We start from the raw sequence: 11,966 nt of genomic DNA, 5'->3' as shown, positions 1-11,966 counted from the left end.
AGCCACCATGATGCTGATTGAATGCCCGAACTGCGGGCCGCGCAACGAAACCGAATTCTCCTACGGCGGCCAGGCCCATGTGGCCTACCCCGAGGACCCGAACGCCCTGAGCGACAAGGAATGGTCCCGCTACCTGTTCTACCGCGAGAACTCCAAGGGGATCTTCGCCGAACGCTGGGTCCACTCCGGCGGATGCCGCAAGTGGTTCAACGCCCTGCGCGATACCGCAACCTATGAATTCAAGGCCGTCTACCGGGCCGGGGAACCGCGTCCGGAACTGAACACCCAGGGAGGATCCCGATGAGCCAGAACACGTCCTACCGGCTGCCGGCCGAGCAGTCCCCGGCCGCCCGGATCGACCGCGGAGAAGCCCTGGTCCTGACGGTCGACGGAAAGCAGCTGGAAGCCTTCCGTGGCGACACCGTAGCCAGCGCCATGCTCGCCAACGGCCAGCGCGCCTGCGGCAACTCGATGTACCTGGACCGCCCGCGCGGTATCTTCTCCGCCGGCGTCGAGGAGCCCAACGCCCTGGTGACCGTGGAGGCCCGCCACGAGCAGGACATCAACGAGTCGATGCTCGCCGCCACCACCGTTCCGGTGACCGCCAACCTGAGCGCCACGCTGCTGCGCGGCCTGGGCGTGCTGGACCCGAGCACCGATCCGGCCTACTACGACCACGTGCACGTGCACACCGATGTGCTGGTGGTAGGCGCCGGCCCTGCCGGCCTGGCCGCCGCCCGCGAGGCGTCCCGCTCCGGGGCCCGTGTGCTGCTGCTGGATGAGCGCGCCGAAGCCGGAGGCTCGCTGCGCGATGCCGCCGGCGAGCAGATCGACGGCCAGGATGCCGCAGCGTGGATCGATGCGACCGTCGCCGAGCTGGCAGCGGCCGAGGAAACCACCCACCTGCAGCGCACCACAGTGCTCGGCTCCTACGACGCGAACTACGTGGTCGCCGTGCAGCGTCGCACCGTGCACCTGGATAGGCCTTCCGGCGCCGGCGTCTCGCGTGAACGCATCTGGCACATCCGCGCCAACCAGGTGGTGCTGGCCACCGGCGCCCACGAGCGCCCGATCGTGTTCGAGAACAACGACCGCCCGGGCATCATGCTCGCCGGCGCCGTGCGCAGCTACCTGAACCGCTACGGCGTGCGCGCCGGGGCGCAGATCGTCGTGGCTACCACCAACGACTCCGCCTACCCGCTGGTTGCGGACCTCGCCGCCAGCGGTGGAGTAGTCGCCGTCATCGATGCCCGTACCACGGTGTCCGCCGCGGCGGCGGAAGCAGTGGGCGCCGGGGTTCGTGTCATCACTGGCTCCGTCGTCGTGGACACCGAAGCCAACGAGTCAGGCGAACTGTCGGCAGTGATCGTCGCCGAGCTGGGCGAGGACCGCGACCTGGGCGAGCCGCAGCGCTTCGAGGCCGACGTGCTGGCAGTGGCCGGCGGCTTCAACCCGGTGGTGCACCTGCACTCACAGCGCCAGGGCAAGCTGGTGTGGGACACCTCGATCCACGCCTTCGTCCCTGACGCGGCAGTGGCCAACCAGCACCTGGCCGGCGCGCTGACCGGCCTGTTCGACACCGCCAGCGCGCTGTCCACCGGCGCCGCGGTGGGGGCCGCGGCGGCCACCGCCGCGGGCTTCGAGCGCATCGCCCAGGTGCCGCAGGCGCTGCCGGTGCCGGCCGGGGAAACCCGCCCGGTTTGGCTGGTGCCCTCGCTGAACGGCGACCAGGCAACGAACTACACCACCCACTTCGTCGACCTGCAGCGCGACCAGACCGTCTCCGACGTGCTGCGTGCCACCGGCGCAGGCCTGGAATCGGTGGAGCATATCAAGCGGTACACCTCGATCTCCACCGCCAATGACCAAGGCAAGACCTCTGGCGTCGCGGCCATCGGCGTGATCGCCGCGGTGCTGGGCATCGAGAACCCGGCCGAGATCGGCACCACCACCTTCCGCGCCCCGTACACCCCGGTCGCCTTCGCCGCCCTGGCCGGCCGGACCCGCGGTGAGCTGCTGGACCCGGCGCGCATCACCCCGATGCACTCCTGGCACCTGGCGCAGGGCGCGAAGTTCGAGGACGTGGGCCAGTGGAAGCGCGCCTGGTACTTCCCGCAGGACGGGGAAGACATGGACGCGGCGGTCTACCGCGAATGCGCAGCGGTGCGCGAGTCGGTGGGCATGCTCGACGCCACCACTCTGGGCAAGATCGAGATCCGCGGCGCGGATGCAGCCGAGTTCCTGAACCGCATCTACACCAACGGCTACACCAAGCTGAAGGTCGGCATGGCCCGCTACGGCGTGATGTGCAAGGCCGACGGCATGGTCTTCGACGACGGCGTGACCCTGCGCCTGGCCGAGGACCGCTTCCTGATGCACACCACCACCGGCGGCGCCGCCGGCGTGCTGGACTGGCTGGAGGAATGGCTGCAGACCGAATGGCCGGAGCTGGATGTCACCTGCACCTCGGTGACCGAGCAGCTGGCCACCGTGGCGGTGGTCGGTCCGCGGTCGCGCGATGTGGTGGCCAAGCTGGTGACCGGGCTGGACGTCTCCAACGACGCGTTCAAGTTCATGTCCTTCCAGGACGTGACCCTGGATTCGGGCATCGAGGCGCGCATCAGCCGCATCTCCTTCTCCGGCGAACTGGCCTACGAGATCGCGATCCCGTCCTGGCACGGCCTGCGCGTCTGGGAAGACGTGTACGCCGCCGGGCAGGAATTCAACATCACGCCGTACGGCACCGAAACCATGCACGTGCTGCGCGCCGAAAAGGGATTCATCATCGTCGGCCAGGACACCGACGGCACGGTGACCCCGCAGGACGCCGGCATGGAATGGGTGGTCTCCAAGTTCAAGGACTTCGTGGGCAAGCGCTCCTTCTCGCGGGAAGACAATCTGCGCGAGGATCGCAAGCACCTGGTCTCCGTGCTGCCGGTGGACACCGCGCTGCGGCTGGCCGAGGGCGCCGCTCTGGTCGCCGACGGCGCGGTGGAAACCGAGGGCTGCACCCCGATGGAAGGCTGGGTCACCAGCTCCTACAACTCGCCGGCGCTGGGCCGCACCTTCGGCCTGGCACTGATTAAGAACGGGCGCAGCCGCATCGGCGAAGTGCTCAAGACCCCGGTCAACGGCCAGCTGGTCGATGTCCTCGTCTCCGATCTCGTACTTTTCGACCCGGAAGGGAGCCGCCGCGATGGCTAGCAACACCCTGATTGAATCAACCTCCGTGCGCCGTTCCCCGGCCGAGCACCTGGCCGAAGCCATGGCCCAGGGCTCCACCGCCGGCACGGTCCAGCTGCGGGAAATCGCCTTCGCCACCCAGGTCGGCGTGCGCGCGGTGCCTGGCAGCGGCGGATTCGCCGCGCTGGCAGAAGCCGTCGGCACCGGGCTGCCGCAGCAGGTCGGGGAGGTCGCAGGCTCCGTGGAGGGCACCGCGGTGCTCTGGCTCGGACCGGACGAGTTCCTGGCCATCGCGCCGGAAGGCGCGGAACTTGCCGCAGAGCTGGTTGCGGCGCTGGGGGACGAGCCCGGCCAGGTGGTCGACCTGTCGGCCAACCGCAGTGTGCTTGAACTGTCCGGACCGGCCGCGCCGCTGGTGCTGCGCAAGAGCTGCCCGGCGGACCTGCACCCGCGCGCCTTCGGCGTCAACCGCGCCATCACCACCACGCTGGCGAACATCCCGGTGCTGCTGTGGCGCACCGGCGAGCAGTCCTGGTACATCCTGCCGCGCGCCTCGTTCACCGAGCACACCGTGCACTGGCTGATCGACGCGATGAGCGAATTCGCCTCGGAGCCGGTCGCCTAGCGCGGCGTAGTCCTCCATTCCGGGCGCTGGCTGGTTTGCGGCCCGACCGGTTCCCGCCACGTCCAGTGCCGGGAACCGGTCGGTGGCGACCGGCGCCGGCGTTGCTCAGCCGGGATGGGCTGCGCCTCGCCGCCGCATTGGGAGGTCCGGCGGCGGAGCGTTGAGCGGTCCCTGCCCGGCGGGTTGATGGTTCCCGCCGGGCACCGGGGCTTCACCGGTTCAGCCCGCCGAGGGGGAGTAGCCTGGGAGCACCCCGGGCGAAGAAACCAGACACAAACTTTTTCGCGGAGCACGCCCCGAGTGCGTGTTCCGCCCCAGACACCTGAATGGAAGTGGATCATGAGCGAACAGGTTCGGCACGTCTTGACCCTTCAGTGCCCTGAAGGCATCGGCATCGTGCACGCGGTGACCGGTTTCCTGGTCCGGCACCAGCGCACCATCGTGGAGCTCAAGCAGTACGACGACATGAGCGCCGGACGCCTGTTCCTGCGCGTGGATTTCGCCGGCGACTCCGCCCCGGATCTGTTGGACGCCCTGCGCAGCGAGTTCTCCGAGGTCGCCGCGAAATTCGACATGGACTGGCAGCTGCGCGAGCGCGGCCAGAAGACCAAGGTGCTGATCATGGTCTCCAAGTTCGAGCACTGCCTGCAGGACCTGCTTTTCCGCATGCACTCGGGGGACCTGCCCATCGAGGTGGTCGGGGTTGCTTCCAACCACCCGGACCACCGCTCGCTGGTGGAATGGTACGGAATCGGCTTCCACCACATCCCGATCAGCAAGGACACCAAGCCGCGGGCCGAGGCCGCGCTGCTTGAACTGATCGATCAGACCGGCGCCGAGCTGGTGGTGCTGGCCCGCTACATGCAGGTGCTCTCCGACCACTTGGCCAGCGAGCTGACCGGAAAGACCATCAACATCCACCATTCGTTCCTGCCATCCTTCAAGGGCGCCAAGCCTTACCACCAGGCGTGGGAACGCGGCGTGAAAACGGTGGGCGCCACCGCGCACTACGTGAATTCGGAACTCGACGAGGGCCCGATCATCGCCCAGCAGGTGGTGGAGGTGGACCACACCTACGGCCCGCAGGACCTGGTGGCCGCCGGCCGCGACTCGGAATGCAAGGCGCTGTCCAACGCGGTGCGCTGGCACTGCGAAGGGCGCGTGTTCCTCTACGGCAACCGCACCGTGGTGCTGCGCTAGCATCCGGGTCGCAGGAGGCCAGCCGTTGCCCGTAGGCTTAATGGCAAACCTCCACATAAGCGAAGGACGGCTCATGGCCAGCAAGAAGCGTCAAGGCAAAAAGAACTCCGGCGCAGGAAACCCTGCCAAGGCGGCCCAGCGCGGCCGCAGCGTGCACAAGATCCAGGCCGAGCTGTCGGTTGACGCGCTGCGCGGCCAGTACGTCGCCTGGGTCGCCGCCCAGGTTCCTGCCTTCTCCCCGGCGGACGCAGCCCAGGCCGCGGAGATCCAGTTGGACGTCATCCGCACCATCGGCGGGGAGTACGCCGAAACCGCGCGCAGCTCCAACCTGTTCGACCTGGACCCGGAGCTCTTCGGCCAGGCCCTGGCCGACTTCCTGGTCAACCTGCCGGACAACGTGGCGCCCGAGCCGATCTTCTCCACCTGGCTGGACTTCTTCAGCTTCGCCGAGGACACCAGCCTGTGGCAGGGCGGCGCGGAGAATCTCGAGGAAGTGCGCGAGATGCTGGAAGACGCCCTGGACGGCTTCGCTGAAGGCGATGCGGAAATCTGCGCCCTGCTGCGCGCCACCCCGCTCTTCGACGCCGTGAAGAACTTCGCGGTGGCCATCGGCGACGGCATCGCGACCAACGACTTCACCGATTCCGCCAGCTCCTCGCGGGCCCAGGTCTTCGAGGCCATGGGCATCGACGCGCAGTCCGTGGAAGCCGACGCCCCGGCCCCGCTGCGCTTCAACTACATCTGGAACGCGGCGATGATGTCCGTGGTGACCACCACCGAAACCAGCATCGTGCGCGACGAGGAAGCCTTCGCCGAATTCCTGGACGGCGAGCAGGCCGACAGCGCCCAGCTGCTCTTCGAGATGGCCGTCGCCTGCGTGCAGGCGCACCTGAACCCGACCATGGACACCAGCCTGCGCGACGAAGCCCACTACCTGGTGGTGCGCAACCTGCTGGTCACCGCGTCCACCGGACGCGACGGGGACCTGGAAGGCCTGCGCCGCAATGTCGGCGCGAAGATCTACGACTCGGTGCTGCCAGAGGCCACCGAGGCAATGGCCTCGCTGGCAGGTTTCGGCCTGCTGCAGCGCGACGGGGAAACCTACAGCATCGACGAACGCCTGGTCCCGGTGGTCTCCGCCGGCATCAGCGAGGTGGAAGCCTTCTTCGAGGAAGCCGTCTAGTCATCCCCGCGTGAAAACGCAATCGCGATGAGCCTGCGCAGCACCGACTCGTCGACGTCATCCAGCTTCTTCACGTAGACGCAGCCTGCTCCCTCGGTATACGTGCCGAGTTCCGGGAGCAGCGCTGCGCCTGCGGGCAGGTCCTTGAGCCCGTAGATGGACAGCGCCGTTTTGCGCGGCGAGAATCCGGTTTTGGGCCAGATGCCGGTGGTGCGCGCATTGGCGGGGGAGACATACCGGTACTGGCCGTAGCCCACGATCGACGGCCCCCACATCACCGGGTCGGCCCCGGTGGTTTCGGCGAAGATCCGGGCCAGCTGCTCGCCGTCGGTCCGGCGTTTGGCCGGGGTGGCGGCGGCGAGGAACTCCTCGACGCTGGCATCGGTGGGCTGGGTCTTGGGTGCACTGGCCATGGCGGGCTCCTGGTTCTAGCTGGCTTCGGCGGCCGGCGTCGGCTCGTCCGAAAGGAAGATGGCGGACAGCTTGCGGTACTGCCCGGTGGTCATGGCCAGCAGCGCGGCCAGGATCATGACCAGGCCGCCGACCAGGAAGATCAGCGCGATCCCGCGCGCCTGCCCCTGCCCGACCAGCCAGCCGAAGGCGGCGTCGCCCTCGGCGCTTTTCATGAACGGGATGATCAGGTACTGGGCCAGCGGGGCGACCAGGAATGCGGTGATCGGGGCCGCGGAAGCCTCCATCATCTGGGCGAAGCCGAACACGCGGCCCTGCCGCCGGAACGGCACGACCTTCTGGATCACTGTCTGCTCGGCCGCCTCGCAGGCAGGAATCAGGCACATGTACAGCCAGATGCCCGCGATATACAGCCATACCCATTCGCGCACCGTGAAGACCGCGCCCAGGAAGCCCATGCAGGCGACCAGGATCAGCAGCGTGCGGATCGGATTCCTGCCCAAGCCGAACTTCGCCACCAGCGCGCCGCCGACGATGAAGCCGGTCGAGGCCAGACCGAAGGTGATGCCCCAGGCCTCCACCGACATCACGGTCAGCCCGTAGGGATCCATCAGCGCCATGTAGATGCCGCCGATCAGGTTGTTGAACATCGAGAAGATGATCAGCGCCAGTAGCCCCGGGATCGCCATCACCGTGGTGAAGCCCAGCCGCAGGTGCGCGGTCTTCCCGCCCGAAACCTCGGGGTCGGCCTGCGGCTTGTCCTCAGGGATGGAGATGGTGACCAGATGCAGCATCGTCAGCACCACAAGCGCGATGGAGATAACCAGCGTCCAGCCCATGCCCAGCAAGCCGATCGACAGCCCGGAGAACACGCTGGTGACGATGAACGCCAGCCCCTGCACGGTGCCGACCAGGCCGTTGGCGTTCGCGTGCCGTTCCACCGGGATCAGCAGCGTCACCGTGGTGGACAACGCGATGCCCCGCATCTGCTCCACGATGGCGCCGAGCAGGATCACGATGCAGAACAGCCAGAATTCCCAGCCGTCGATGTCCAGGATTCGCTCGGTGGGCAGCCACAGGTAGAGCAGCCCCGCCAGCGTGAACATCACCGCGGTCACGGCGGCGGAAAAGACGAATACGATTTTCTTGCGGTGCTGGTCCACGATGGTGCCGAAAACCATGGAGAACAGCGCAATCAGCAGCATGAAGGCACCGCCGATGATGCCGGTGGCCATGACGTTCTCGGTTTCCAGGTACACCCAGAAGGTCAGCGCGAACCACAGGTAGCTCGTGGTCAGGTTGGCCACGGCGGTATTGATCAGGATATGCAGGAATGAGCGCATTCCATGCTCCGGAACCTGCGGGTTCGAATCATGAACATCGCTTCCCTGCGGGATCTCGCTCATGTCGATTCCTCGGGTCGGTGCAGCGTATATCGGTAGTGAAAAGGATACGGACACCCACCCACAGAGTCAGCAGGCGCTGCGCGAATCCCTGCCTGCTCCAACGGTTGCCGCAACCTGTCTGATCCTGTGCTGACCTGTACGGAAGGAAGCGGCAGTTGGCCGCTGTCGGCGAATTCAGACGCGAAAAAAATTCTTCTGCATGCCGCCGGAGGCAGGATCTAGAATTGCAGGCGGGGCGTGGCGCATCTAAGCCTGCCCCGTGGACATCCACCGGCCACCTGAAGGAGCCAGCCAATGATTTTCGGTAAAAAGGGCGACGACGCGGTCCTCGCCAAGCTCGCCTCGGCACCGGAACCCTACCGCGGGATCGCCGAACGCCTTCACGCCATCATCCGCGAGACCGCGCCCGGCCTGGAGCCCGTTCTCCGCTGGGGCCTGCCGTTCTATGTCAAGGACGGCGAGGACGTCTGCTACATCAAGCCGGACAAGGACTACCTGGTCTTCGGCTTCGGCGAGGTAGCGAACCCCGCCTTCGAACAGGGCGCACACATGCACCCAGTAGCCTGGACGCTCACCTCGCTGGACGATGCCACGGAGCAGCGCATCCGGGAGCTGGTGGCCAAGGCGGCCGGCTAGCTCCGACCCCGATGGCGGGAAGCGTCGGTGGACAGGCACAGGGTCCGCCGCTGCTTGGCTGGACACGGGCCGCGCGTTAGGGTGTGGAATGTGACGCCGGACACCACGGCGCCGCTGCCGCCCATCCGCTGAAGACCCAGGGAGTACACGCATGAAGGCCTATGCCAAGGGCGAGAACGAACCAGCGCTGCTCGATAAGACCATCGGCGCGACGCTTCAGGACACCGCTTCCCGCTTCGGGGCGCGCGAGGCGCTTGTCGACGCCGCCGCCGGCCGGCGCTGGACCTGGGCGGAACTGGACGCCGACGTCAACCGCCTGGCCAAGGGGCTGCTCGCCGCCGGGCTGCACGCGGGGGACCGGCTGGGCATCTGGGCGCCGAACTGCGCCGAATGGGTGCTCACCCAGTTCGCCACCGCCAAGCTCGGCGTCATCCTGGTCAACGTCAACCCGGCCTACCGCACCCACGAATACGCCTATGCCGTGAACCACAGCCGGATGCGCATGCTCATCACGCTCACTCAGTTCAAGACCAGCGACTACCGGGGCATGGTGCAGGCCACCGCGGCCGACACCCCGAGCCTAGAGCGCGTGGTCTACCTGGACACCGGGGACTGGGACGAGCTGCTGGCGCAGGGAGAATCCGTAACGGACCAGGCGCTCGCCGAGCGGCTGGCAGCCACCTCACCGGGGGACGCCATCAACATCCAGTACACCTCCGGCACCACCGGCTACCCCAAGGGTGCGGTGCTCAGCCACCACAACATCCTGAACAACGGCCACCAGGTCACCGGCATGATCGACCTGACCGAAGAAGACCGGCTGTGCATTCCGGTGCCCTTCTACCACTGCTTCGGCATGGTCATGGGAAATCTGGGCTGCGTGGCCCGAGGCACCGCCATGGTCATTCCGGCGCCCGGCTTCGACCCGGAAGCCACCTTGAGGGTGGTCGCCGAGGAGCAGTGCACGGGCCTGTACGGGGTACCCACCATGTTCATCGCCATGCAGAACCATCCGAACTTCGCCGACTACGACCTCTCGCTGCTGCGCACCGGCATCATGGCCGGATCCATCTGCCCGGTTCAGGTCATGCGCCGTTGCGTGGAAGACATGGGCATGAGCGCGGTGTCCATCGCCTACGGCATGACCGAGACCAGCCCCGTCTCCTGCCAGACGCGCAGCGACGACGACTTCGAGCACCGCACCAGCACCATCGGCCGCGTCCATCCGCACGTGGAAATCAAGGTCATCGATCCGGTGAGCGGCGAGACTCTGGAACGCGGCGAAACCGGGGAATACTGCACCCGCGGCTACTCCGTGATGCTCGGCTACTGGGACGACGATGAGAAAACCCGCGCCGCCATCGACGCCGAGGGCTGGATGCACACCGGGGACCTGGCGGTCATGCGCGAGGATGGCTACTGCACCATCGTCGGGCGCATCAAGGACATGGTCATCCGCGGCGGGGAGAACATCTACCCGGCGGAGATCGAGGAATTCCTCTACAAGCACCCGGACATCGAGGACGTCTCGGTCATCGGAGTGCCGGACCCGAAATTCGGCGAGGCCATCTGCGCCTGCATCCGGATGAAAACCGGGCGCGAACCGTTGGATGTCGAGCAGCTTCGCGCCTACTGCGAAGGGCATCTGGCGCACTACAAGATCCCCGCCTACGTGCGCATCCTGGAGGAATTCCCGACCACCGTGACCGGCAAGATCCGCAAGAACCAGTTGCGCGAGGACGCCGCGCAGCAGCTTCGTCTTTCCTAGGCGCGCAAAGCTGCGGATTCCGGGTGCACCGCACGGCGAGTCCTGTACGAACTCCGAGGTGATGGGATAGGTTTTAGCTGGGGTCCCACAGCTGAATATTTTGCCTATTTCCGAAAGATAGTTATGCACAAGCATTTCGGTCGCCTCGTGGGTATCGCCGTCATCGTCATCGTCGTGCTGGCAGCGCTGCTGCTCTGGTGGGTGCTGAGCGCCAGCGGGACGACTCCGCAGATGTGGCACCCGGTCAAGGTGCAGCTCGGCGGCATCTGGTCCACGTTCTACAGCACCCAGTTGCCCGACCTGTCGATCCTCATTGGCGCGGTGCTCATCGCCCTGGTCCTCATCCTGTTCGTCGTGGTCGGCGAACGCGTGGTCACCCTGCGCTACCGCCGCACCCCGATCCAGAAGTCCTCCCGGCCGCTGGCGCCCAAGCGCATCATGGACCGCACCCGCGGCGTGTACGCCGGGCCGGTTACCGTCACCGTGCTGATTCCCGCGCACAATGAGGAAACCTCGCTGGGGCACACCATCAACGCGCTGAAGCAGCAGAGCTTCCTGCCCGCCCGGATCCTGGTGGTCGCGGACAACTGCACCGACGGCACCGTGGACGTCGCCCGAGCGCACGGCGTCGACGTGTTCGAATCCGTGGACAACAAGCACAAGAAGGGTGGCGCGCTGAACCAGGCGCTGGCGCAGATCCTGCCCGGCATGGGCGACAACGACTGCGTCATGGTCATGGATGCCGACAGCCAGATCGGCACCGACTTCCTGGCCACCGCCCGCGACCGCTTCACCGCCGACCGCGCGCTGATGTCCGTGGGCGGGCTGTTCCACGGCGAAGAGGGCCACGGGGTGCTGGGCCAGTTCCAGCGCAACGAATACGCCCGCTACCAGCGCGAGATCGCCCGCCGCGACGGCCGCGTTTTCGTGCTCACCGGGACCGCCTCGGTCTTCCGCGCCACCGCGCTGCGCGAGGTGGCCGCCGCCCGCGGCACCACGATCCCGGGCAAGCATGGCGAGGTCTACGACACCGCGGCGCTGACCGAGGACAATGAGCTGACCATCGCGCTGAAGTCCCTGGGCGCGCTGATCACCTCCCCGAACGAGTGCACCGTGGTCACCGAGCTGATGCCCAACTGGAAGATGCTCTGGGCGCAGCGCCTGCGCTGGCAGCGCGGGGCGCTGGAGAACCTGGGCGCCTACGGCGTCACCCCGCAGACCGTGCGCTACTGGTCGCAGCAGATCGGCATCGGCTACGGGGTCATCGCCCTGTTCAGCTACTTCTTCCTGATGGTGCTGATGCTTGTTTCCATGGACACCTGGGTGTGGTTCCCGTTCTGGATGCTGCTCGGCCTGGTCTTCGCGGTTGAACGCGTGGTCACCGCCTGGAGCGGCGGCTGGAAGGCCCGGCTCCTGGCGGCGCTGGTGCTGCCGGAGCTGGTCTACGACGCCTTCCTGGACCTGGCGTTCCTCAAGGGCGTTTGGGACATCGCATTTGCCAAGAGCGCCGACTGGAAGCACGTCGAGCACGCACCGGCCCGAAAGGAAGCCTAG

At 67.0% G+C, this 11,966-nt stretch carries 10 protein-coding genes; 8 read left to right on the top strand and 2 right to left on the bottom strand.

The window, feature by feature from the left end; genetic code table 11:
• Nucleotides 1-7: 7 nt before the first annotated feature.
• From ACTX90_RS16665 to ACTX90_RS16645, 5 genes are all read left to right on the top strand, one after another.
• Nucleotides 8-304, top strand: coding sequence for a sarcosine oxidase subunit delta (locus ACTX90_RS16665; RefSeq protein ID WP_047120391.1), 297 nt, complete (start codon nt 8-10; stop codon nt 302-304).
• A complete protein-coding gene (locus ACTX90_RS16660) occupies nt 301-3,204 on the top strand; it encodes a sarcosine oxidase subunit alpha (protein WP_424573523.1) in 2,904 nt (967 codons plus the stop codon). The genes ACTX90_RS16665 and ACTX90_RS16660 overlap by 4 nt, the downstream gene beginning before the upstream one ends.
• Nucleotides 3,197-3,808: a sarcosine oxidase subunit gamma gene (locus tag ACTX90_RS16655; protein ID WP_047120389.1), complete on the top strand. Its 612-nt coding sequence runs from the start codon at nt 3,197-3,199 to the stop codon at nt 3,806-3,808. The genes ACTX90_RS16660 and ACTX90_RS16655 overlap by 8 nt, the downstream gene beginning before the upstream one ends.
• Before the next feature lie 339 nt (nt 3,809-4,147).
• Nucleotides 4,148-5,008, top strand: a complete 861-nt coding sequence (purU, locus tag ACTX90_RS16650; RefSeq protein WP_047120388.1) for a formyltetrahydrofolate deformylase — start codon at nt 4,148-4,150, stop codon at nt 5,006-5,008.
• 73 nt (nt 5,009-5,081) lie between these two features.
• Entirely contained in the window at nt 5,082-6,191 is a 1,110-nt protein-coding gene (locus ACTX90_RS16645; RefSeq protein ID WP_424573522.1) for a hypothetical protein, read from the top strand.
• Here ACTX90_RS16645 and ACTX90_RS16640 read toward each other — a convergent pair.
• Nucleotides 6,188-6,604: a DUF1801 domain-containing protein gene (locus ACTX90_RS16640; protein ID WP_113608117.1), complete on the bottom strand. Its 417-nt coding sequence runs from the start codon at nt 6,602-6,604 to the stop codon at nt 6,188-6,190. The genes ACTX90_RS16645 and ACTX90_RS16640 overlap by 4 nt on opposite strands.
• Nucleotides 6,605-6,619: 15 nt before the next feature.
• Nucleotides 6,620-8,008: an MFS transporter gene (locus tag ACTX90_RS16635; RefSeq protein WP_425323575.1), complete on the bottom strand. Its 1,389-nt coding sequence runs from the start codon at nt 8,006-8,008 to the stop codon at nt 6,620-6,622.
• A 294-nt stretch (nt 8,009-8,302) separates the two neighbouring features.
• Here ACTX90_RS16635 and ACTX90_RS16630 point away from each other — a divergent pair, with 294 nt between their 5' ends.
• The 3 genes from ACTX90_RS16630 (at nt 8,303) to ACTX90_RS16620 (ending at nt 11,966) form a co-directional block, all read left to right on the top strand.
• The gene (locus ACTX90_RS16630) at nt 8,303-8,644 is read left to right on the top strand and encodes a DUF1801 domain-containing protein (RefSeq protein WP_244910939.1); all 342 of its coding nucleotides are present in this window, start codon (nt 8,303-8,305) and stop codon (nt 8,642-8,644) included.
• Between the two features lie 151 nt (nt 8,645-8,795).
• Nucleotides 8,796-10,412 carry an AMP-binding protein gene (locus ACTX90_RS16625; RefSeq protein ID WP_113608116.1) on the top strand — a complete coding sequence of 539 codons (1,617 nt, stop codon included), beginning with the start codon at nt 8,796-8,798 and terminating at the stop codon, nt 10,410-10,412.
• A gap of 123 nt (nt 10,413-10,535) precedes the next feature.
• Nucleotides 10,536-11,966, top strand: a complete 1,431-nt coding sequence (locus tag ACTX90_RS16620) for a glycosyltransferase family 2 protein (protein ID WP_047120383.1) — start codon at nt 10,536-10,538, stop codon at nt 11,964-11,966.

The organism is Glutamicibacter soli, from assembly GCF_052322135.1.
Taxonomy (GTDB): domain Bacteria; phylum Actinomycetota; class Actinomycetes; order Actinomycetales; family Micrococcaceae; genus Glutamicibacter; species Glutamicibacter soli.
The sequence above is the reverse complement of the archived record's forward strand: the minus strand, read 5'-3'. Positions and strand labels throughout refer to the sequence as shown.